Genomic DNA, 21834 nt, shown 5'->3' with positions numbered 1-21834 from the left:
TCGCCAAAGAAAAGTAAGCAAAAGAAAGGCGACCCGGCTGTCTGAGTCCCTTCGCTGCGCTACGGGTAACCTGCGCTGCCTGAGAAAAACGGGGGTCCGCGCAAACTCGCTCCACTGCGTTGCGCTCAAACAGCGCGCGGCCCTGATCCCGTTTTTCTCAGGCAGCGCAGGCTCAGACAGAACGGGGCAATCGGGGAATGAAGTCCGAACAGCCGAACAGCCAAACAGCCACCGCGCCCAGGTTTCAGCCCAAACCCTCAATGCTACGAATTCAATAGCTGGTTACGCACGCGCTGCTTGCGCTAGAGCCACTTTTGATGCAAAAACAGGTAATCGCCTCGTCGCAACTTTCCCCGTTTTGCTCCTTCCCCCGCTGGGGGAAGGCAGGGATGGGGGCCTCCCCGAATCCGAATCCGTTCCCGCAAGTCCCGTCCTGGCCGAGCCTGTGCTACGCCGCAAAAGCGGGATCAGGGCCGCGCGCTGTTTGAGCGTAGCGAGTTTGCGCGGACCCCCGCTTTTGCGGCGTAGCGCAGGTTGCCCGAAGCGAAGCGCAGGGACTCGGACTGCGGGTCGCCTTTTCTTTGCTTACTTTCTTTTGGCGAAGCAAAAGAAAGTGAGTCGCCGCCGGGCGATTCCCGGCCTCGGAACTTTGCATACCTCTGCAGCCAATCTGGGAACAAAGCCATGCTGACAGTCAAAAACATCAACCAATACTACGGCGGCGGCTCCCACATCCTGCGCGATGTGAGCCTCGAAGCCCACCTCGGCAAGGTCACCGTGCTGCTTGGGCGCAACGGCGTCGGCAAGACCACGCTGCTCAAGTCGCTCATGGGCCTGGTGCCCATCAAGACCGGCAGCATCGAATTCGACGGCCAGCAAATCCAGAAATACACGCCCTACGAGCGCGCCCGCGCCGGCATCGGCTTCGTCCCCCAGGGCCGGGAAATCTTTGCGCGGCTCACGGTTGAAGAAAACCTGCGCATGGGGCTGGCCTACAAAAGCGCCAGCACGCCGATTCCCGCCGAGCTGTTCGAATTGTTCCCGGTGCTCAAGCAGATGCTGAACCGCCGGGGCGGCGACCTGTCGGGCGGGCAGCAGCAGCAGCTCGCCATTGCGCGCGCACTGGCCGCCAAACCCAAGCTCTTGATCCTCGACGAGCCGACCGAAGGCATCCAGCCCAGCATCATCAAGGACATCGGCCGCGTGATTCGCATGCTGGCCGATAGGGGCGACATGGCGATCCTGCTGGTCGAGCAGTACTACGACTTTGCCGAGGAACTGGCCGACGACTACCTGGTCATGGAACGCGGCGAGTTCATCGCGCGCGGGCTGGGCAAGAACATGCCCGCCGATGGCGTGCGGCAGATGGTGGCGATTTAGCGGGCTGCCAGATCCATTGCAAAAAGCAGAATGGGCCACAATCGGCCCATTTTTCTTTTGCTTCAGCAGGCGCTTTCTGCTTTCTGCAAGCTTGCTGAAAGCAGATGGCAACTTTATTGCGGGGTGGCTGGCACCGTGATTTCACCCTGGCGAAGTACGCCGCCGCTGGCGACACTGCCGTCCAGCTTGGCCTGGCTCTCGACACGCGCGCGGCAGGCGGCCTGGTCTTCGCTTTCCTTGAAGACTTCGCAGCGCTTCATGGCGTTGGCCGTGTAGTCGGCGCCGCTGCCCAGCTTGCCGGCGCGCTTTTCCGCATTGGCATTGCGAACTTCTTTCATGCAGGCGTTGCGGTCCTGCTGGGTTTTGCCGCTCTTGCAGGCGGCCATTTCGCTTTTGGCATTGCCCGTGCTGTCCAGGCCGGAGGTGTCCGGGGCGGCTATTTGAGCGGTCGCCGCCGTCATCGCCAGCAGCGCGGTGAGTCCGAAATAAGTGATGCCCTTGCCCAGGCGGTTAAGTCGCAAAGGGCGGGTGAAACGGGACTTGATGGATGTGAGCATGGCCGGAACTCCTGATAAAGATTTATACGGAGAGTGTGAAACCCCAAGGCTTTGCAGACTGACAGGAAATGCGGCGCCCAGGCCGCGTGCAATGCCGGATTCCTCTGTAGGACAGCTCTTTCAAGCCAAAAAGCCCCCAAAAGCCCGTTTTACATCGACCAGATGCGCGGCATGGCCGCTGGTTGCTGCCAGAAATGGGCGCGCCAGGCCTGCCAGACCTGCCTGAGGAGCAGCATCGCCGGCTCGACCAGCGGCGCCAGCACCCTGACGACCACCACCTGCCCATCCGGGCTGGTGGCGCCCGCCGTGGCGCGCAAGGCATGCGCTTCGATGACCTCTCTGGCCACGTCCAGCGCTTGCTGCCTGCGGTTGCGCTCCAGCTTGCTGCCGGCCACGAAGAAGATCGACGCCATGCAGCGCTGCCCGGCCAGCCCCAGCGGGCTGTCCATCAGCAGCGTGTCGCTGGCTTTGATGCGCGCGCGTTCCAGCCACACGCCCGGCATTTCAATGTGCTGGCAAAAGCTGCCAAGCGCAAAGGGCAGGCTGGCAGCGGGCAAGCCAAACGCCGTCACGTCCCAGCCGATCAGCTCGGCGCCGGGCGCGAGTTCCAGGGTCAGCCGGTTTTCAGCCAGGCAGCCGCTGTAGCAGATGGCTTCGAGCGGCAGCCATTCCATGCGCGCGCCGGCCGCCAGCGACAGCCGGGTGCGCTGCAGCGCGGGCTCGCCGGTCGAGCGGTAAAAGCGCGTGGCGCCGGGCGTGGTGACCAGGCCATGCGCGCCCGGGCCGGCGCTGAAGGCCAAGTCCAGCGTGTCGCCGCCCACCAGCCCGCCGGGCGGATGGACGATGACGTTGTGGCAAATGCCGTCGCCTTCGGGGTACAGGCTTTGCAAAATCCGCAGCGGCCCGCTGTGGCGAAAGTGGGCGACGGTTTTTTCAGCCTGCAGCGTGTAGTCGAGTGCGAGGGTCGCGTTCCAGGTCATGAGGGCAGGGTGAGCAGGCGGGTTAGTTTGCTATTAAAAAAGTAGCTTCTTGCGCTTGCTGGACATGCGCAAAAGCCTTTTTTCTTATAAATTTCAGGCCGGCGTCAGTTTTCCCTGGGCTTCCCTGATCCGCAGCGCCAGATGGTCCAGCGCTTCTTGCACCTGATCGACCAGGACCAGGCACAGGTCGCCAGGCTGCAGGCGCGCCAGCGCCGTGTCGATGGCCACGAACTCGCCGCGTATTTCGTCAATCCGCTGCGTGCGGCTGGCGTCCTTCAGGCCTTCGCGCAGCAGCGCCATCACTTCGCCATCGGCCCGGCCGCGCTGGGCGGCGTCCTGGTACAGGATCACGTCGTCGAACGCGGCCCCCAGAATCACCGTCTGGTTGGTGATGTCGCTGTCGCGGCGGTCGCCCGCGCCGCTGATGACCACGCTGCGGCGCTCGGCCGGCATGGCATTGACGGCGGCGACCAGCGCCAGCATGGCGTCGGGGTTGTGGCCGTAGTCGGCAATCACGGTGGCGCCGGCATAGTCCATCACGTTGAAGCGGCCGGGCGCGTTGTGCGTGTCGCAGGCAAAGCTGGCCAGGCCGCTTTTGATGGTGTCCCAGCTGACGTTGACGGCCCAGGCCGCCGCCACGGCCGCCATCACGTTTTCGACCTGAAAGCCGATGCTGCCGCCGCGCGTGACCGGAATGCCCAGCAGCGCGATGCGCTCGACGCGCGCGCCTTCGGCGGCCACCAGCATGGCGCCATCGACATACACCGTGCGCTTGCCCTGCGCGCGGTGCGTGGCCATGAGCGGGTGATGGCGGTCGGCGGCAAAAAAGATCACCTTGCCCGGGCAGGACTGGGCCATCTCGGTGACGATGGCATCGGCCGCATTGAGCACCGCGTAACCCGTGGGCGCGACGTTCTGCACGATCACGCGCTTCAAGACCGCCAGGTCTTCGACCGTGGTGATGTAGTTCAGCCCGAGGTGGTCGCCGCTGCCGATGTTGGTCACCACGGCGACCTCGCAGCGGTCAAAACCAAGGCCTTCGCGCAGCACGCCGCCGCGCGCGACCTCGAACACCGCCGCGTCCACGTCGGGGTGCATCAAGACGTTGCGCGCGCTTTTCGGGCCGCTGCAGTCGCCGCTGTCGGTCTGCCGGCCGTTGATATAGACGCCGTCGGTATTCGTCATGCCGGTGCGCAGTCCCTGCGCGGCCAGCAGGTGGGCGATCAGGCGCGTGGTGGTGGTCTTGCCGTTGGTGCCGGTGACGGCAATGACGGGAACGCGGCCGTTTTCACCCGAAGGGAACAGCTCGTCGATCATGGCGGCGCCGACGGCGCGGCCCTTGCCGTAGGAAGGCGACAGGTGCATGCGCAGGCCGGGCGCGGCATTGACCTCGACCACGCCGCCGTTTTGCGCCTCCAGCGGGCGCAGCATGCTTTCGCACACCACATCGACGCCGCAAATGTCCAGGCCGATCATCTGCGCGGCCGCCACGGCGCGGGCCGCGACGGCCGGATGCACTTCGTCGGTCACATCGGTGGCGGTGCCGCCGGTGCTCAGGTTGGCGTTGTTGCGCAAGATGACGCGCTGGCCCTTGGCCGGAATCGACGCGGGGCTCAAGCCCTGGGCATCAAGCCGGGCGACGGCAATGTCGTCAAACCGTATTTTGGTCAGCGACGTGGCATGGCCTTCGCCGCGCCTGGGGTCCTGGTTGACGAGTTCGACCAGTTCGCGCACCGTGTGCGCGCCGTCGCCGACGACCTGCGGCGGCTCGCGCCGGGAGGCCGCGACCAGCTTGGCGCCGACCACCAGCAGGCGAAAGTCGCAGCCCGGCAGGAACCGCTCGACGATGACCTCGCCATGTTCGGCGGCCGCGCGCCAGGCGCTGTCCAGCTGCTCGCGCGTCATGATGTTGACCGTCACGCCCTTGCCCTGGTTGCCGTCCTGCGGCTTGACCACGACCGGCAGGCCGACCTCCAGCGCCGCGGCCCAGGCGTCGTCCGCGTCAACGGCCGGACGGCCCAGCGGCACCGGCACGCCGGCGGCGCGCAGCAGTTTCTTGGTCAGATCCTTGTCCTGCGCAATCGATTCGGCCACGGCGCTGGTGCTGTCGAGTTCGGCCGCCTGGATGCGGCGCTGGCGCGAGCCCCAGCCAAACTGCACCATGCTGCCCTTGGTCAGGCGCCGGTAGGGAATGCCGCGCGCCACGGCGGCATCGACAATCGCGCCGGTGCTCGGACCCATGCGCTCGTCTTCATCCAGATTGCGCAGGCGGGTAATGGCGGCCTGCAGGTCAAAAGGCGCTTCCCGCAAGGCCGCATGCACCAGCGCCTGCGCCAGCTCGAACGCCAGGCGGCCCACCGCTTCTTCGCTGTACTCGACCACGACCTGGTAGGTGCCGGGCTCCAGCGTGGCCGATGTGCGGCTGAAGGTGATAGGGCAGCCGGCTGCGGCCTGCAGCTCCAGCGCGGCGGCTTCGAGCACATGCGCCAGCGACACCGGACCGGCGGGGCCGGTGTCGCGCAGGACGCCGATGCCTGGAAACAAGGCCCGCAGGCGCGGCTCGAAGCCGGCCAGGTTGTCCACCGAGCATTCGGCAGGGCTGCAGGCGACGATGGCTTCAAGGGCCGTGCGGCGGCTCCACAGGTTGGGGCCGCGCAGGGCCCGGATACGCGAAACTTCCATCAGTCTGCCCTCCCGGCAGGTTGTGGGTTGGAGTCAAAGGCTTCGATGCCCGCGCCAATCAGGTTGAGCGGAATATCGAGCGCCCAGGCGGTGCCGATGGCGGCCAGCAGCGAGCTTTCGGTGATGCCGCTGCGCGCATGCCGCTTGCACCAGGCCGTGAGCTTGCCCAGGCCGGGCAAAAAGGATTCTGTCGTGCCGGTGGCCAGCACCACCTGGTTTTGCCGCACATACACGGCCCGGCCGTTGTCGCCACGGTGCGTTGCAATGGCCGCCGCGCCGGGGTCCAGGCTGTAGAAAATCACTTCGCCGTCGCACAAGGGTTTCATGTCGGCCACGCCGGCATGCGCGGCATTGAGCACCGCCGCGCCGCCGGGCAGCACCACATCGACCTGCGAGCGCATGACCTTGAACATCTGCGCGTCGTCCCGGATATCGAATTCGGCCAGGCCGGCGGCGCCGTCCAGGTCGGTGACCACGCCGATCTGGCAGCGGTCATAGGCCAGCCCGGTGCGCAAAATCGTGTCGGCGCCGTTTTCAAACACGGCGGCCTGCACCGCCCGGTTGATCAGCAGTCGCTGGCCGGCTTCCCAGTGCGTGCTGTCGGCGCTCTCGACGCGGCGCTGGTCCAGGAACAGGCCATCCTGGCAGGCCAGGCCGGTGTAGCGGCCCGACAGGTGCAGCAGCCAAGCCACCAGCCGCGCAATGTGCTGCGTGCCGCTTGATCCGGCAATGCCGACGATGGGGATGCGGCCGTCGCTGCCCTGGCTGCGGTGGTCGGGCGTGTCAGTGTTGCGCGCGAACAGGTGGTCGCAGATGGCGCGGCCCACCGGGCGCGGCGCGCCCTGCGCGGGCTTCAAGTGCATCAGCAGGCCGGGGCCGGCGTTGACCTCGACAATCGCGCCGCCCTGCGCATGCAGCGGGCGCGAGATGTCCTGCGCCACCAGATCAATGCCGGCAATGTCCAGACCGACCACGCGCGCGGCCAGCGAGACGATGTAATCGACCTCGGGATGCACCTCGTCGGTGCAGTCGATGGACACGTTGCCGTTGCGCTGGATCAGCACCTCGCGGCCGGCTGCCGGAACGGCTTCGGGCGTCAAGCCCTGGCGCTGCAGGTCGAGCACGATGGCGCCGTCGGTGGCGGTGTCGATGCGGCTGAGCGGAAAGTCTTCCCCGGTGCCGCGCCGGGGGTCGGTATTGAGCTGTTCGTCGATCAGCTGGTTGACCGTCAATTGGCCGTCGCCGGTGATCATCGCGACTTCTCCGCGCGCGGCGGCCACCACGCGCCCGCCGACGACCAGCAGGCGGTGCTCATGGCCGCGCACATGGCGCTCGACCATCACCTCGCTGCCTTCGGGCTCGGCCACCGCGAAAGCCGCCAGCACCTCTTCGCGCGTGTTCAGGTCCAGCGACACGCCCCGGCCGTGGTTGGCATCCGTGGGCTTGACGACCACCGGCAGGCCGATGTCCTGCGCCGCTTCCCAGGCTTCTTCGGCGCTGGCCACGATCTCGCCTTCGGGCACCGGCACGCCGCAGCTGGCCAGCAGGCTTTTGGTCAAGTCCTTGTCGTGGGCAATGCTTTCGCCAATCGCGCTGGTCAGGTCGGTCTCGGCCGTCCAGATGCGCCGCTGGCTGGCGCCGTAGCCGAGCTGCACCAGGTTTCCGTCGTTCAGCCGGATGTGCGGAATGCCCCGGTCGGTCGCGGCGGCGACGATGGCCGCCGTGCTGGGGCCGAGGTAGCAGTCGTCGATCTGGTCGCGGATGGCCTGCACGGCGGCCTGGACATCGGCCGGTCCGTAGGGCAGGTGGTTGATGGCGGCCATCAGCAGCCGGTGGCCTTCGGCCAGCGCGGTGCGGGCGACCTGCTCGTCGCGCGCGCGGAACACCATGCGGTACACGCCGTGCTTCGAGGTGCTGCGGGTCTGGCCAAAGCCGGTCGGCATGTCGGACAGGTTGAGCAGCTCGATCACCACATGCTCCAGCACATGGCCGGTCCAGGTGCCTTCGTTCAGGCGCTGCAGAAAGCCGCCGCGCTCGCCCACGCCGCAGTGGTGTTCAAGCAGCGCCGGCAGCAAAGCCAGCAGCCGGTCATTGAAGCCGGGCAGCAGGTTGCTGGGAAAGTCTTCCAGCAAACCCAGGTCAAGCCAGACTTCCAGTACCGCGCGGTAGGTCCAGATGTTGGGGCCGCGCAAATAATTGATGCGCAGCAGTTTGATATCGTCCAGTTTGCTCATGGGTGGCAAATTTTGTTGGGGTCAACCGGCCGGGCCGGTGCGACGTTTTGATTCCGGAACGGCGACATGCCGGTCAGGGGGCGAATAAAGGCAGAGGCTGTCGGGCTGCCAGGTTTTTGTGGCCAGGATCGGCTGGACGCATTGTGCCGCTTTGCGAATCCTTGAGAATCAATGGCCGGCTGGATTAAAAAGCAGGAATCGGTCAACATGCACTCAAGCGAGGTGGCTTCGGCGAAAATCGGTTTTTTAGATGCATCCCGCACGATACCAAAACCTTCCGGGAGCCCGGCCTGCAGACTGTGGCAAGTCATGCTCACGGCAGGGAAAAGAAGTCAAAACAACATGCAACATCAGCACCTTCAGGACAATTCCAGTCCTGGCGACCCGGCACTCGCAGGGCTTCGCTCACAACTGGCAACCGAAGAGAACGTCTTGTGCACGCTGCCGGTTGACCTGGACCCGCAACTTCGCTTTGCGCCCGGCCTGCTGGCCCTGACAAATCGCCGCCTGCTGGCCCAAGGCGCCGATGGCGCCTGGTCCGACTGGCTTCTCGGCGCAGCCGGCCAGCCCGCCCAGCAGTTCGAACTGCGCCATTTCGACCATGCCGGCGTGGGAACCCTGGAGCTGCATGACCGCCACGGCGAGTCGTCCCGCCGCCTGGCCAGCTGGCGTTTTACCCTGGGCGCGAATGTGCAGGCGCTGCGCCTGGTGCGGCTGTTCGGGCAGCAGGCGAAAGGCCGGGCCGACGCCGAGGCGCCCCTGTGCCCGGAATGCGAGGCGCCGCTGCCGCTAGAGAGCGACGAATGCCCGGCCTGCGCCCGCGAAGTCCACACGCCGCCCTCGACCTGGGTGCTGCTGCGGCTGTGGCGCTTTGCCCGGCCCTACCGCTGGCAGTTGCTGTCGGGCTTTTTGCTGACGCTGGCCTCGACCGCAGCGACGCTGGTGCCGCCCTACCTGACGATTCCGCTGATGGACGACATCCTGATCCCGTTCCAGAACGGCCAGCAAATCCAGCCGGGCAAGGTCGGGCTGATTCTGGGCGCGCTGCTGGGCGCGGCGCTGCTGGGCTGGGCGCTGAATTGGGCGCGCACCTATTTGCTGGCGCTGGTGTCCGAGCGCATCGGCGCGGACCTGCGCACCGCGACCTTCGACCATCTGCTGGAGCTGTCGCTGGACTATTTCGGCGCCAAGCGCACGGGCGACCTGATGTCGCGCATCGGCTCGGAAACCGACCGCATCTGCGTGTTTTTGTCGCTGCATGCGCTGGACTTCGCCACCGACGTGCTGATGATAGGCATGACCGCCGCCATTTTGTTTTCCATCAACCCGTATCTAGCGCTGGCCACCTTGCTGCCGCTGCCCTTCATCGGCTGGATGATCCACGTCGTGCGCGACAAGCTGCGCACCGGCTTCGAGAAAATCGACCGCGTCTGGTCGGACGTGACCAACGTGCTGGCCGACACCATCCCCGGCATCCGCGTGGTCAAGGCGTTCGCGCAGGAAAAGCGCGAGGCGCAGCGCTTTCGCGTCGTCAACCAGCACAACCTGGCGGTCAACGACAAGCTCAACAAGGTCTGGTCGCTGTTCACGCCCACGGTGTCGCTGCTGACCGAAATCGGCCTGCTGGTGGTCTGGGCCTTCGGCATCTGGCTGATGTCGAAGCAGCAGATCACGGTCGGCGTGCTGACCGCCTTCATCGCCTACATCGGCCGGTTTTACGGCCGGCTCGATTCGATGAGCCGGATTGTCTCGGTCACGCAAAAGGCGGCTGCCGGCGCCAAGCGCATTTTCGACATCCTGGACCATGTGTCCAACGTGCCTGAACCCGCGCAGCCGGTGAAGATCGAAGCCCTGCAGGGCCGCATCGAGATGAAGGGCCTGGGCTTTCGCTACGGCAACCGTTCGGTGATTCGCGGGCTCGATTTGCAGATCCAGCCCGGCGAGATGATCGGCCTGGTCGGCCACAGCGGATCGGGCAAAAGCACGCTGGTCAACCTGCTTTGCCGCTTCTATGACGTGAGCGATGGCAGCATCCAGGTCGATGGCACCGACATCCGGCGCTTTGCCGTGGCCGATTACCGGCGCCACATCGGCCTGGTGCTGCAGGAGCCGTTCTTGTTCTTCGGCACGATTGCCGAGAACATCGCCTACGGCAAGCCCGGCGCCACGCGCGCCGAGATCGTCGCCGCCGCGCGCGCCGCGCATGCGCACGAGTTCATTTTGCGGCTGCCGCAGGCCTACGACTCGCTGGTCGGCGAGCGCGGCCAGGGGCTGTCGGGCGGCGAGCGCCAGCGCATCTCGATTGCGCGCGCGCTGCTGATCGACCCGCGCATTTTGATCCTGGACGAAGCCACCTCGTCGGTCGATACCGAAACCGAAAAGGAAATCCAGAAGGCGCTGGACAACCTGGTGCAGGGCCGCACGACGATTGCGATTGCCCACCGCTTGTCCACGCTGCGCAAGGCCGACCGGCTGGTGGTGATGGACCGGGGCCAGGTGGTGGAAGTCGGCCCGCATGAGGAGCTGATGGCCAGGCAAGGGCATTACTGGCGGCTGTACGAGGCCCAGTTGCGGCAGGTGGACAGCGAAAGCGATGACACGGAAACGGCAGAAAGCCTTGTCGCCGTGGCGACTTCGCACCTGGAACACACCGCCCAGCATGCGCCGCAGCAGGCCGGCAATGCGTGACCCCGCGACCGAAGGACAAAGCATGACCAATTTCACCTTGACCCCTGAATTCCAGCTCAAGCGCCAGGCTTCGGGCCGCCTGCGTTTCACTGACGCCCACGGCGAAAAGCACGAAGGTGTCATGCCGGTGCGGGCCTTTCCGCTGGCCGCGCCCGACGAGGGCATTTCGCTCGTCAGCCTGGAGGGCCATGAACTGGTCTGGATAGCGCAGCTGTCGGCCCTGCCGCCGGACGTTCGGCTCTTGCTGCAGGAGGAGCTGGCGCTGCGCGATTTCGTGCCTGAAGTCAGGCGGCTGGTCAGCGTGTCCTCGTTCGGCACGCCCAGCGTCTGGACGGTGGAAACCGACCGGGGCAACACGACCTTCGTGCTCAAGGGCGAGGAAGACATTCGCCGCCTCAAGGGCAGCGCGCTCCTGATCGCCAGCAGCGAAGGCGTGCAGTACCGCATTGCCGACATGACCGCGCTGGACCGGCCCTCGCGCCGGCTGCTGGAGCGGTTTTTATGATGAAATATAGATTTTGCGCATGATGGACGGGCGTAAGAAGCTATTGAATTAATAGCAATGAAGTCCGCCATAACCGTCGTTACGCAGCCGTCCGGTGGCTGAATGAACATGTCTGTTTCCAGGTTGCCTTGGGCCATCATTGGCGCGTTCATTCTGTTTCAGGCTGCTGGCTATCTATTCGATGCCCTGAATTATTCGCAAAGATCGCAGCAATCATCGCCTGATGGAAGAAAAACAATCTTTGAATTTCGCTCATTTCAGGACGGCAAAGATCACGCGCCCTATGGAACCACGCTCTCACTGTCGTTCAACAAGTCCATTCGCAACCCGGATTCCGGCTATGTTTTCTTTGCGGGTTACTGCGCTCAGCCCATAACCTATTCCTGGCAAGGTAACGAAAAAATCGTCGTCAACTGCCAGCCCTCCAAGGAAAACAGGATTCCTCGTACACAAGCCATCGTCATGTACGGAATCGCCGTTGAACTGAAAACCGAATGAGGCCTGCTTTATCGTCAAGAGGGGCTGGTGCCGGCGATGGTAGCGCGTGACGTGCTGTAGCGCAGCACCTAAGCAAGCCAGCCAAGCACTACAAAATCAATAGCTGCTTGCGCAGGCTGCTATTGCGCAAGAGGCTCAAAACATGCTCAAACCCATAAGCTGACCGCTCGGGGGGTCCGGGGATGAAGCCAGGGATCGGGTGCGCCCCCATCCCGGCCTTCCCCCAGCGGGGGAAGGAGCAAGTCAGTCCCTCGGCCTCTTGCGCCCGCGTTGGCCAGGGCCAGCGCTGTCATGTTCAGCACCCGGCGGTTCAGGATGCGGACTGCATCCCCCTTCCATCGGACAAATGCTGCATTCGCTTGATGTCGCGCTGGGGCGGCGCACCAAACAGGCGGCTGTAATCACGACTGAACTGCGAGGCGCTTTCGTAGCCCACGCGCGCCGCCGTGCTGCTCGCATCCAGGGCCTGATTCAGCATCAATTGCCGCGCCTCCTGCAGGCGCAACTGCCTCTGATACTGCACGGGGCTCATGCCCGTGAGAGTGCGAAAGTGCTGCCGGAATGTCGATGGACTCATGTGCACGCGGGCGGCGAGTTGGTCCATCAGTACGTCGCGGCTGAAATTCTGTTTGAGCCATGCCATGGCTTGTGCGATCTGATGGCTGGGTGAGCCCGCCGCCACCAGTTGCCGAAGGTAGGGCCCATGCGGGCCGGACAGCAGTCGCACCATGATCTCCCGCTGAATCAAGGGCGCAATCGTGGTGATGTGTCGAGGCTCGTTCAGCAACTGGACCAGGCGGGTCAGCGCGTCGAGCAAAGGCGCTTCCAGCGGACTCAGGGAGATCACGCGAGGCGCCTGCTCTCGCGGCAGTGGCGGCAGGTCCATCTCCGTCGCCAATTGCATCAGGACGCTTGCATCCAGTGTCAGCATCATGCCCAGAAAAGGCTCGGCCAGGTTGGCCCGGGTGACATGGGCGACGACGGGCAGATCAACCGTCGTCAGCAATGACTGGCCTGGCCCGTAGGCAATCACCTGCTCGCCAAGGGTGACCTGCTTTGCGCCCTGTGCCGTGATGCCCAGACCCAGCCCGTAGATGCAGTGCATGGGCTCGGTCTTGACACTGCGCCGGTAGAGCGAGAGCTGCGGGATGCTGGTTTGGTAATTGCCGTCATTTTGAGCAATCTTGCCAATCTCATGGGCCAGGGTTTCGATGGGCATGGTCAGCTAGCCTGGATGGGTTGATTCGTTTCTGGAATTGAGGGAAATAGTCAAGGATTCCGAGACAGGACTCGCTGGGGAGGACTGTACATCTGGCGCTTCCGAGAAACTCACTTTCTGGCGATGAAACATTGAAAAAGGCAAGACAAGAATCAAAAACGGCAAGCCCGTCCGGTCGCAAAAGCGGACACTTCCATGCATTGATCACCCTGTCTCACCCCACGGAGAACTGACCCACCATGAACACGCTCAACGTCAACGGCCGTCAGCACACGGTTGACGCCGACCCCGGTACCCCCATCCTCTGGGCCCTGCGCGACACGCTGGGCCTGACCGGCACCAAGTTCGGTTGCGGCGCCGCGCTGTGCGGCGCCTGCACGGTACACCTGGACGGCCAGGCCATCCGCTCGTGCATCACGCCGATCTCTGCCGCCGGGGGCAAGAAAATCACCACCATCGAAGCCGTGACCGATGGCAGCGACCGTGTCGGCGCCGCCGTGCATGCCGCCTGGGTCCAGCACGACGTGGCGCAGTGCGGCTACTGCCAGAGCGGCCAGGTCATGAGCGCGACCGCGTTCCTGAAGTCGCTGCCACGCGGCAAGCAGCCCAGCGCCGCCCAGATCGATACCGCCATGGCCGGCAACATCTGCCGCTGTGGCACCTATGCCCGCATCCGTGCCGCCGTGGCCGACGCCGCCAAATCTCTCGCCTGAAGGAGCCGCCATGTTGCCCCATATCGACTACCGCGAACTGCCGCGCGCCCTGCAGCACATGCTGGAACGCGACCGCATTGATGCCTGCGCCACGCTGCCGCGCCGCAGCTTCCTGAAACTGGCCGGCGCCGGCGGTTTGGCGCTCGGCGCTTTTCCCCACCTGGCCATGGCCCAGGCCAGCGCTGCCGGCCAGGCGGCCAGCGCCCTCAAGCCGACGCAGCAGCCCTTGGCCTTTGTGCAGATTGCCCCCAATGGCGAGGTGACCGTCACCATCAACCGGCTGGAGTTCGGCCAGGGCGTGCAGACCGCGCTGCCGATGATCCTGGCCGAGGAACTCGACGCCGACTGGCGCCTGGTGCGCAGCCGGCACGGCTCCAGCGACGCCGCTTACGTTGACCCGCTCTTCGGCATTCACCTGACGGGCGGCTCCAACTCGGTCAAGAACAGCTTCACGCAGTACCGCGAGCTGGGCGCGCGCGCCCGGGCCATGCTGCTGGGCGCTGCGGCAGCGCGCTGGAACGTGGACGTGGCCACGCTGCGCACGCAGGCCGGCCAGGTGCTGGCGCCTGACGGGCGCAAGCTCGGTTACGGCGAACTGGCCGAGGCCGCCATGGCCTTGCCGGTGCCCGAGAAGGTCACGCTGAAAGATCCCAAGGACTTTCGCCTGATCGGCCGCCCCACCAATCGCCTGGACGCGCGCGCCAAGAGCAGCGGACGCCAGGACTTTGGCATCGACTCTCGCCTGCCCGGCCAGCTCACCGCCGTGGTGGCCCATCCGCCGGTGTTCGGCGCCAGGCTCGCCTCGGTGGACGACAGCGCGGCGCGCGCTGTTCCAGGCGTGAAGGCCGTGCTGCGCGTGCCGCTGGACCGCGGCGCCGAAGGCGTGGCCGTGGTGGCCGACGGCTACTGGCCGGCCAAGCTGGGGCGTGATGCGCTCAAATTGCAGTGGGACACGTCCAGCGTGGAGAAAGTGGACAGCGAACGGCAACTGGCCCAGTACCGCGAGCTGGCCGGCCAGCCTGGCCCGCGCCACTTCGATGCCGACATGGCGCCGCTGGCCACGGCACCCCGACAACTGCAAGCCGAGTTCGTGTTCCCCTACCTGGCCCACGCGGCGATGGAGCCGCTCAACTGTACTGTTCAGCTCTCCGAGGGCCGCGCCGAGCTGTGGACCGGCTCCCAGTGCCCCGGTCTGGACGCTGCCGCGGCCGCGCGCGTGCTGGGCCTCAAGCCCGAGCAGGTGGCAGTGCATGTGCAGATGGCGGGCGGCGGCTTCGGGCGGCGTTTCTCCAGCAGCAGCGACTTCGTGATCGAGGCCTGCGCCATCGCCAAGGCCACGCGTGCCGCCGGCCTGAACGCGCCGGTGCGCACGCTCTGGAGCCGCGAGGACGACATCAAGGGCGGCTACTACCGCCCCATGCACCTGCACCGCGCGCGCATCGGCTTTGACGAGCATGGCCAGGTGCTCGCCTGGGACCACGTCATCGTCGGCCAGTCCATCACCACGGGCTCCGTGTTCGAGGGTTTCCAGGTGAAGAACGGCATCGATGCCACGGCCACGGAGGGCATGCGCGAGCCCTATGCGCTGCCGATGCGCCTGACCGTGCATCACCCCAAGCTCAATGTGCCGGTGCTGTGGTGGCGCAGCGTGGGTTCCACCCATACCGCCTTCGTGATGGAAACACTGCTTGACGAAATCGCCCGCGCTACCCAGCAGGATCCGGTGGCCTACCGCATGCGGCTGTTCGGCGACAAGCACCCGCGCCACCGCGCCGCGCTGCAGCTGGCGGTGGACCAGAGCGGCTACGGCAAGAAGCCGCTGCCGGCCGGACGCGCCTGGGGCGTGGCGGTGCACGAGTCCTTTTCCAGTGTTGTCGCCTACGTGGTGCAAGCCTCGGTCAAGGAAGGCCGGCCGGTGCTGCACCGCGTGACGGCCGGCGTGCACTGCAACCTGGCGGTGAACCCGCGCACCATCGAGGCCCAGGTGCAGGGCGCGGCGGTCATGGGGCTGTCGATGTGCCTGCCGGGTGCGGCCATCACGCTCAAGGATGGCGTCGTCGAGCAGGGCAACTTTGGCGATTTCAGCGTGGCGCGCATCACCGACATGCCCGAGATCGCGGTGCATATCGTGCCCAGTGCCGACGCGCCCACCGGCATGGGCGAGCCCGGCCTGCCGCCGCTGGCTCCCGCGTTTGCCAACGCCATCGCGCGGCTGACCGGCAAGCCGGTGCGCGATCTGCCGTTCAAGCTGGCCTGACCCGGCGCCATGGAAGATCTCGACACCCTGGTCTTGCGCACCGCGCTGCGCTGGCAGGCCACCGGCCTGCCGGTGGTGCTCGTCACCGTCGCGCGGACCTGGGGCTCCTCGCCCCGGCCGCCCGGCTCGCTCATGGCCATCAACGGCCGGGGCGAGACGGTCGGCTCGGTGTCGGGCGGCTGCATCGAGGACGACCTGATCCACCGCATCCGCGAAGGCGGCGTGCAGGCGGCCTGCGCGACTGACACGCCCGCCGTGCTGCGCTACGGCATCTCGGCCGATGAGGCGCACCGCTTCGGCCTGCCTTGCGGCGGCACGGTGGAACTGGTGCTGGAGCCGGTATCAAGCCGCAGCCGGCTGGACGAACTGCTGCAGGCTTGCCTGCAGCGGCGCAGCATCGAGCGGCGGCTGGACCTGCGCACCGGCCAGGTGGAACTGCGCGACGGCCGGCGCGACGGCGTTCCCCGGCTCGACGACACCCACCTCGCCACCTGCCTCGGACCGCAGGCCCGTTTGATCGTGATCGGGGCCGGCGACTTGTCGCGTTTCCTGTGCCAGATGGCGCTGGGTCTGGGCTTTGAGGTGGTCGTCTGCGATCCGCGCGAGGAACACCGCGCCAGCTGGGAGCTGGATGGCGTGGTGGTCAGCCGCGAGATGCCGGATGACTTGATCCTGAGACTCAGGCCCGATGCGCGCACCGCCGTGGTGGCGCTGACCCACGACCCGAAGCTCGACGACCTGGCACTGATCGACGCGTTGCAGTCCGATGCGTTCTACGTTGGCGCCATCGGCTCGCGCCGCAACAGCGCGCAACGGCGCGAGCGTCTGCACATGCACTTCGACCTGCCGGAAGCGGCATTGCAGGCCCTGCACGGGCCGGCCGGCCTGTACATCGGCAGCAAGACCCCGGCCGAAATCGCCCTGTCGATCATGGCCGAGGTGGTGGCCGTGAAGAACGGTATCCGCCGGCCGTCACCCACGCCGGTGGTGACTGGAAAGTCATTGCACGAAAACCCCGGATATGAGGTGACTTGATGTCTGGTCACACCGCAGAAGTTTTATGGTTGCGCAACGACGGCGACTTTCTGGGCAACCGCTGTCATGTACGGAATCGCCGTTGAACTGAAAACCGAATGAGGCCCGCTTCATCAGCGATACGGCTGGCACCGGCGATGTAGAGCGTGAAGTGCTGTTGCGCAACACCTGGGCAGGCAAGCAAGAGACTACAAAATCAATAGCAGCCTGCGCAGGCTGCTATTGCGCAAGAGGCTCAAAACATGCTCAAAACCGGACCCTGACTGCCTCATACCAATCCCGACAGAGAAAGAACCAAAGTCAGTGATCGGAGTCTGACCAGTCTTGGCTCTCGCAGGAGGTTACGAAAATGTTATCTCAGCACATCATTGATCAGCTGCAGCCCTATGACTTTGACCGTCTGGCCCACAAGGAAAAGGATGGGCGCCGCCGACTGCGATTGATCGCGCTGGCGCACCTCAAGGACGGCAAGAGCTATACCGAAGTGGCCGCTGCATTGCGCTTGACCCGTCACGCCGTCATGCGCTGGGTGCAGTGGTTTAGCGCTGGCGGCGTGGCCCGTCTGGCCGGCATGCCGCACGACTGGAGTACGCAGCGCCTTGCCAAAGCACAGGAAGAAGCGTTTCGCCAGGCCGTCGAACAACTCCAGTGCGAACGCGGCGGTGGGCGGGTTCGGGGTAAAGATATTCGCCAGTTGTTGGACCGGCAGTTCGGCGTTGCCTACAGCTTGAACGGTGTGTATGACCTCATGAAGCGCTTGGGCATGGTATGGATTTCGGCCCGCGCCGTCAGTCCCAGTGCCGATCCGGTGGCACAAGCCGAATTCAAAAAAAAACTTCGTCCAGGAAGTCGCAGCAACGCTGCCCCCGAGCATTGCGCCTGAGCAAGTGGATGTTTGGTTTCAAGATGAAATGCGCATTGGCCAGCGCGGCACGCAAACGCGCCTGTGGGCGCGCAAGGGAACGCGGCCCCGGGTGGTGCGCCAGCAGCAGTCCGAATCGGCATACATCTTTGGCGCCGTCTGTGCGCAGCGCGATACGGCTGTTGGCCTGATCCTGCCGCAGGCCAATACCGAGGCGATGACCCTACACCTGCAGGCCATCAGCGAGGCCGTTCCTGCGGGGCGCCACGCGGTGCTGGTGCTCGATCGTGCAGGGTGGCATACCACCGCCAAACTGCCCCAGTTCTCCAACCTCTCATTGCTGCCGCTGCCCGCGGGTTCACCCGAACTCAACCCGGCCGAGCAGGTGTGGCAGCAACTGCGCGACCGGCACCTGGCCAACCGCTGCTATGACGGGTATGAGCAGATTGTGGATGCCTGCTGCGACGCTTGGAATGCCTTCACGCAAATCCCTGGTGCCATCCGCTCTTTGTGCTCCCGCAGCTGGGCAGTGCTGCCTTCAGCTTCGGTTATCTCATGACACGGGATTGGTATCAGGTCCGGGATGAAGCACGGGTTCGGGTACGCCCCCATCCCGGCCTTCCCCCGGCGGGGGAAGGAGCATCGTTCAAAAACCGCGTTGTCAGCGCCCCGCGCTGGCGTTGGCCACGGCCAGCGCCGTCATGTTCAGCACCCGGCGCACCGTGGCCGACGGCGTCATGATGTGCACCGTGGCGGCTGCGCCCAGCAAGATGGGGCCGACCGTCACGCCTTCGCCGCCCGTGACTTTCAGCACGTTGAACAGGATGTTGGCCGCGTCCAGATTCGGGCAGATCAGGATGTTGGCTTCGCCCGTCAGGGTGGTGTCCATCAGCGAGTTGCGGCGGATCGTCTCGGACAGGGCCGAGTCGCCATGCATCTCGCCGTCGCATTCGATGTCGGGCGCCATCTGCGCGAACAACTCGCGCGCCCGGCGCATCTTCAGTGCCGACGAGCGCTTGGACGAGCCGTAGTTGGAATGCGACAGGAACGCCACCTTGGGCGGCAGGCCGAAGCGGCGCACTTCTTCGGCGGCCATCAGCGCGATGCTGGCGAGTTGCTCGGCGCTCGGGTCTTCGTTGACGAAGGTGTCGGCAATGAACAGCGTGTGCTTGGGCAGCATCAGCGCGTTGACCGTGGCAAAGCCGGGCGCGCCCTCCTTCAGGCCGATGATGTCGCGCACATGGTCCAGGTGCACGTCAAAGCGGCCGTGCAGGCCGCACAGCATCGCGTCGGCGTCGCCCAGCTTGACCATCAGCGCGCCAATCGTGGTGGTCGAGCGGCGCACGGCGGCCTTGGCCGCTTCGGGGCTCACGCCCTCGCGGCCGAGCAGCCGGTGGTAGGTTTCCCAGTACTGGCGAAAGCGCGAATCGTCCTCGGGGTTGACGCATTCCACGTCCTTGCCCAGGCGCATGCGCAGGCCGGCCTTCAGGATGCGCGCCTCGATCACGGCCGGGCGGCCGATCAGGATCGGCGTGGCAATGCCGTCGTCGAGCACCAGTTGCGCGGCGCGCAGCACGCGCTCGTCCTCGCCCTCCGCATAGGCCACGCGCTTGGCTGTCGATGCGCGGGCGGCGCCGAACACCGGGCGCATCAGCATGCCGGTCGAATAGACAAAGCGCGTCAGGTGCTGGCGGTAGGCCTCCATGTCCTGGATCGGCCGCGTGGCCACGCCCGACGCTTCGGCGGCCTTGGCCACGGCCGGGGCGATGCGCAGAATCAGCCGCGAGTCGAACGGCGTCGGGATCAGGTAGTCAGGGCCGAAGGACAGTTCTTGCCCGGCGTAGGCGCGGGCGACTTCCTCGCTGATGTCGGCCTTGGCCAGGTTGGCGATTTCGCGCACGCAGGCCAGCTTCATTTCCTCGGTGATCTTGGTCGCGCCGCAGTCGAGCGCGCCCCGGAAGATGTAGGGGAAGCACAGCACGTTGTTGACCTGGTTCGGGTAGTCCGAGCGGCCGGTGGCGATGATGCAGTCGGGCCGCACGGCCTTGGCCAGTTCGGGCCGGATTTCGGGCTCGGGGTTGGCCAGCGCCAGAATGATCGGGCTGTCGGCCATGGTGATGACCATCTCCTGCGTCAGCACGCCGGGCGCCGAGCAGCCGAGGAAGACATCGGCGCCGTTGACCGCGTCGGCCAGCGTGCGTTCATTGCCGTTTTGCGCGTACCTGGCCTTGGATTCGTCGAAGCCGCCGGGCCGGCCTTCGTAGATCACGCCCTTGGAGTCGCAGACGAAGATGTTCTGGCGCCGCACGCCCAGCCCGACCATCACGTCCAGGCAGGCGAGGGCGGCGGCGCCCGCGCCCGAGACCGCCACGCGAACGTCCTCGATGTTCTTGCCGACCAGTTCCAGGCCGTTGAGCAGCGCGGCCGACGAGATGATGGCCGTGCCGTGCTGGTCGTCATGGAACACCGGGATGTTCATGCGCTCGCGCAGCTTTTTCTCGATGTAGAAGCACTCGGGCGCCTTGATGTCTTCAAGGTTGACGCCACCCAGCGTCGGCTCCATGGCGGCGATGATGTCCACCAGCTTGTCGGGGTCGTTCTCGGCCAGCTCGATGTCGAACACGTCGATGCCGGCGAACTTCTTGAACAGGCAGCCCTTGCCTTCCATGACGGGCTTGCTGGCCAGCGGGCCGATGTTGCCCAGTCCCAGCACGGCGGTGCCGTTGGTTATCACGCCGACCAGGTTGCCGCGCGAGGTGAAGTCGTGGGCCAGCGACGGGTCGGCCTGGATGTCCAGGCACGGGTAGGCCACGCCGGGCGAATACGCCAGCGACAGGTCGCGCTGGTTGGACAGGGGCTTGGTGGCATTGACCGAAATCTTGCCGCGCGTGGGCAGGCGGTGGTAGTCGCGCGCGGCTTCGCGCAGGGCCACTTCGGCCGGGGAAAGGGATTTGTCCATGTCGTCTCCTGACTGGTTGTTGATTGCGTAGGGCTAAAGGTAAAGGTTACTGCAGATGCAGTGATTTTTATGCCCGGCGATTGCCGGTTTTTCAGTTTAAACCGGCTCGGGGACACGTTCGTTCAGGCGGTTGTCCAGTCGCGGCAGAGGGGTTGCAAGCCGCGCCGTCCTGTCATGGCGCAGTCATGCATCAACATGACAATCGCTGATTCGCAACTTTTCGCTCCATCATGAATGTGAATTCAAAGCCCGCCCTGAGCCGCCGCCACGCCCTGGCGCTGTTTGCCGGTGCCGCCGCCAGCCTGGCGATGCCGGCCGTGATGGCGCAAGGAGCGTCCACGAATCCAGCCGCTTATTCCGCTTACCCGGAGCGGGCCGTCAGGATCGTCGTGCCTTTCGCCCCCGGAGCGGGAACCGATGCGATGGCGCGGCTGGTGGCGCAAAAGCTCGGCGAGGTCATGAACGCGACGTTTGTCGTGGACAACCGCGCAGGCGCCTCTGGAGCCATTGGCACGCAATACGTGGCGCAGGCGCCGGCCGACGGCTATACCCTGCTGCTGGCGGCGTCGCCCTTCACCACCGTGGCGGCATCGGTGCCCGGTGCCCACTACGACCCGCTGGGCCAGTTCACGCCGGTCGGCATGATTGCCACCGGGCCGCTGGTCTGGGCGGCCAACACCTCACTGCCGGTCAACAGCATGCAGGAGCTGATCACGCTGGCCCGGCAAAAACCCGGCGTGCTCAATTACGGCTCGGCCGGCGCCGGCGGCGTGAACCACCTGGTGCTGGAGCTGCTGAAGGCGCGCACCGGCACCTTCATCACGCACATCCCTTACCGGGGCGTGGCGCCCGCGACCATGGACATGATCGGCGGGCAGATCCAGCTGGTCACCGGCACCATTCCGGCCTTGCTGCCATTCATCAGGAGTGGCAGCATCAAGCCGCTGGCGGTGACCAGCGCCAAACGCTCCAGCGCCCTGCCTGACGTGCCCAGCATGCTTGAAGCCGGCCTGGCGGGGATTGATGTGGTGAACTACTTTGCCCTGATGGCGCCCGCCGGCACGCCCGCGGCCATCGTCAACCGCCTGAATGCGGCCATCAACAAGGTCGTGGCCCTGCCCGAGGTGCTGGCCCGCTTCAAGGCGGACGCCGTGGAAGCCGCACCGGGCTCGCCCGCGCTGCTCGGCCACTTCATCGAGGCCGATTACCGCGCCTGGCGCAATGTCGTGAAAACCCAGAACCTGAAGATTGAATAGCCTTCGGGC

General features: G+C 65.5%; 17 protein-coding genes. 10 read left to right on the top strand and 7 right to left on the bottom strand.

Features of this window, described 5'->3' with window-relative positions:
* Positions 1-684 precede the first annotated feature (684 nt).
* A complete protein-coding gene (gene urtE, locus ABLV49_RS15885) occupies positions 685-1380 on the top strand; it encodes an urea ABC transporter ATP-binding subunit UrtE (protein ID WP_349277919.1) in 696 nt (231 codons plus the stop codon).
* Positions 1381-1493: 113 nt separating this feature from the next.
* On the opposite strand, the gene ABLV49_RS15880 is transcribed toward urtE, so the two are convergent.
* From ABLV49_RS15880 to ABLV49_RS15860, 5 genes are all read right to left on the bottom strand, one after another.
* The gene (locus ABLV49_RS15880) at positions 1494-1937 is read right to left on the bottom strand and encodes a hypothetical protein (RefSeq protein WP_349277917.1); all 444 of its coding nucleotides are present in this window, start codon (positions 1935-1937) and stop codon (positions 1494-1496) included.
* A gap of 149 nt (positions 1938-2086) precedes the next feature.
* Complete coding sequence (locus tag ABLV49_RS15875; protein WP_349277915.1) at positions 2087-2917, bottom strand: urease accessory protein UreD; 831 nt, start codon at positions 2915-2917, stop codon at positions 2087-2089.
* A gap of 93 nt (positions 2918-3010) precedes the next feature.
* Positions 3011-5599 (bottom strand): cyanophycin synthetase, encoded by a 2589-nt coding sequence (cphA, locus tag ABLV49_RS15870; protein WP_349277913.1) that lies wholly within the window; start codon positions 5597-5599, stop codon positions 3011-3013.
* The gene (gene cphA, locus ABLV49_RS15865) at positions 5599-7833 is read right to left on the bottom strand and encodes a cyanophycin synthetase (RefSeq protein WP_349277911.1); all 2235 of its coding nucleotides are present in this window, start codon (positions 7831-7833) and stop codon (positions 5599-5601) included. The genes cphA (ABLV49_RS15870) and cphA (ABLV49_RS15865) overlap by 1 nt, the downstream gene beginning before the upstream one ends.
* Complete coding sequence (locus tag ABLV49_RS15860; RefSeq protein ID WP_349277909.1) at positions 7830-8150, bottom strand: hypothetical protein; 321 nt, start codon at positions 8148-8150, stop codon at positions 7830-7832. Before ABLV49_RS15860 ends, cphA (ABLV49_RS15865) begins: the two co-directional genes overlap by 4 nt.
* A 25-nt stretch (positions 8151-8175) precedes the next feature.
* Between ABLV49_RS15860 and ABLV49_RS15855 the strand changes: the two genes are divergently transcribed.
* From ABLV49_RS15855 to ABLV49_RS15845, 3 genes are all read left to right on the top strand, one after another.
* Positions 8176-10521, top strand: a complete 2346-nt coding sequence (locus ABLV49_RS15855; protein WP_349277907.1) for an ABC transporter ATP-binding protein — start codon at positions 8176-8178, stop codon at positions 10519-10521.
* 22 nt (positions 10522-10543) lie between these two features.
* Positions 10544-11026, top strand: a complete 483-nt coding sequence (locus tag ABLV49_RS15850) for a DUF1854 domain-containing protein (RefSeq protein ID WP_349277905.1) — start codon at positions 10544-10546, stop codon at positions 11024-11026.
* 102 nt (positions 11027-11128) lie between these two features.
* Entirely contained in the window at positions 11129-11524 is a 396-nt protein-coding gene (locus ABLV49_RS15845; protein WP_349277903.1) for a hypothetical protein, read from the top strand.
* Between the two features lie 310 nt (positions 11525-11834).
* On the opposite strand, the gene ABLV49_RS15840 is transcribed toward ABLV49_RS15845, so the two are convergent.
* Complete coding sequence (locus ABLV49_RS15840) at positions 11835-12743, bottom strand: AraC family transcriptional regulator (protein ID WP_349277901.1); 909 nt, start codon at positions 12741-12743, stop codon at positions 11835-11837.
* Between the two features lie 239 nt (positions 12744-12982).
* On the opposite strand from ABLV49_RS15840, the gene ABLV49_RS15835 reads away from it, so the two are divergent.
* From ABLV49_RS15835 to ABLV49_RS15815, 5 genes are all read left to right on the top strand, one after another.
* Positions 12983-13456 carry a (2Fe-2S)-binding protein gene (locus ABLV49_RS15835; protein WP_349277899.1) on the top strand — a complete coding sequence of 158 codons (474 nt, stop codon included), beginning with the start codon at positions 12983-12985 and terminating at the stop codon, positions 13454-13456.
* Positions 13457-13466: 10 nt separating this feature from the next.
* Positions 13467-15713, top strand: a complete 2247-nt coding sequence (locus ABLV49_RS15830) for a xanthine dehydrogenase family protein molybdopterin-binding subunit (protein ID WP_349277898.1) — start codon at positions 13467-13469, stop codon at positions 15711-15713.
* Between the two features lie 9 nt (positions 15714-15722).
* Positions 15723-16748, top strand: a complete 1026-nt coding sequence (locus tag ABLV49_RS15825; protein ID WP_349277896.1) for an XdhC family protein — start codon at positions 15723-15725, stop codon at positions 16746-16748.
* Positions 16749-17097: 349 nt separating this feature from the next.
* Positions 17098-17631, top strand: a complete 534-nt coding sequence (locus ABLV49_RS15820; RefSeq protein ID WP_349276815.1) for a helix-turn-helix domain-containing protein — start codon at positions 17098-17100, stop codon at positions 17629-17631.
* A complete protein-coding gene (locus ABLV49_RS15815; protein WP_349276506.1) occupies positions 17546-18169 on the top strand; it encodes an IS630 family transposase in 624 nt (207 codons plus the stop codon). Before ABLV49_RS15820 ends, ABLV49_RS15815 begins: the two co-directional genes overlap by 86 nt.
* Positions 18170-18271: 102 nt before the next feature.
* Here ABLV49_RS15815 and ABLV49_RS15810 read toward each other — a convergent pair whose 3' ends face one another.
* Complete coding sequence (locus tag ABLV49_RS15810; protein ID WP_349277894.1) at positions 18272-20569, bottom strand: NADP-dependent malic enzyme; 2298 nt, start codon at positions 20567-20569, stop codon at positions 18272-18274.
* 230 nt (positions 20570-20799) lie between these two features.
* Between ABLV49_RS15810 and ABLV49_RS15805 the strand changes: the two genes are divergently transcribed.
* Complete coding sequence (locus ABLV49_RS15805) at positions 20800-21825, top strand: tripartite tricarboxylate transporter substrate binding protein (RefSeq protein ID WP_349277892.1); 1026 nt, start codon at positions 20800-20802, stop codon at positions 21823-21825.
* Positions 21826-21834: the final 9 nt, after the last annotated feature.

The organism is Polaromonas hydrogenivorans (genome assembly GCF_040105105.1).
Classification (GTDB): domain Bacteria; phylum Pseudomonadota; class Gammaproteobacteria; order Burkholderiales; family Burkholderiaceae_C; genus Polaromonas; species Polaromonas hydrogenivorans.
The sequence above is the reverse complement of the archived record's forward strand: the minus strand, read 5'-3'. Positions and strand labels throughout refer to the sequence as shown.

Excerpts from the sequence above, each read along its gene's own strand:
- urtE (WP_349277919.1), top strand. The coding sequence starts at position 685 with ATGCTGACAGTCAAAAACATCAACCAATACTACGGCGGCGGCTCCCAC.
- ABLV49_RS15880 (WP_349277917.1), bottom strand. The coding sequence starts at position 1,937 with ATGCTCACATCCATCAAGTCCCGTTTCACCCGCCCTTTGCGACTTAAC.
- ABLV49_RS15875 (WP_349277915.1), bottom strand. The coding sequence starts at position 2,917 with ATGACCTGGAACGCGACCCTCGCACTCGACTACACGCTGCAGGCTGAA.
- cphA (WP_349277913.1), bottom strand. The coding sequence starts at position 5,599 with ATGGAAGTTTCGCGTATCCGGGCCCTGCGCGGCCCCAACCTGTGGAGC.
- cphA (WP_349277911.1), bottom strand. The coding sequence starts at position 7,833 with ATGAGCAAACTGGACGATATCAAACTGCTGCGCATCAATTATTTGCGC.
- ABLV49_RS15855 (WP_349277907.1), top strand. The coding sequence starts at position 8,176 with ATGCAACATCAGCACCTTCAGGACAATTCCAGTCCTGGCGACCCGGCA.
- ABLV49_RS15850 (WP_349277905.1), top strand. The coding sequence starts at position 10,544 with ATGACCAATTTCACCTTGACCCCTGAATTCCAGCTCAAGCGCCAGGCT.
- ABLV49_RS15845 (WP_349277903.1), top strand. The coding sequence starts at position 11,129 with ATGAACATGTCTGTTTCCAGGTTGCCTTGGGCCATCATTGGCGCGTTC.
- ABLV49_RS15840 (WP_349277901.1), bottom strand. The coding sequence starts at position 12,743 with ATGCCCATCGAAACCCTGGCCCATGAGATTGGCAAGATTGCTCAAAAT.
- ABLV49_RS15835 (WP_349277899.1), top strand. The coding sequence starts at position 12,983 with ATGAACACGCTCAACGTCAACGGCCGTCAGCACACGGTTGACGCCGAC.
- ABLV49_RS15830 (WP_349277898.1), top strand. The coding sequence starts at position 13,467 with ATGTTGCCCCATATCGACTACCGCGAACTGCCGCGCGCCCTGCAGCAC.
- ABLV49_RS15825 (WP_349277896.1), top strand. The coding sequence starts at position 15,723 with ATGGAAGATCTCGACACCCTGGTCTTGCGCACCGCGCTGCGCTGGCAG.
- ABLV49_RS15820 (WP_349276815.1), top strand. The coding sequence starts at position 17,098 with ATGTTATCTCAGCACATCATTGATCAGCTGCAGCCCTATGACTTTGAC.
- ABLV49_RS15810 (WP_349277894.1), bottom strand. The coding sequence starts at position 20,569 with ATGGACAAATCCCTTTCCCCGGCCGAAGTGGCCCTGCGCGAAGCCGCG.
- ABLV49_RS15805 (WP_349277892.1), top strand. The coding sequence starts at position 20,800 with ATGAATGTGAATTCAAAGCCCGCCCTGAGCCGCCGCCACGCCCTGGCG.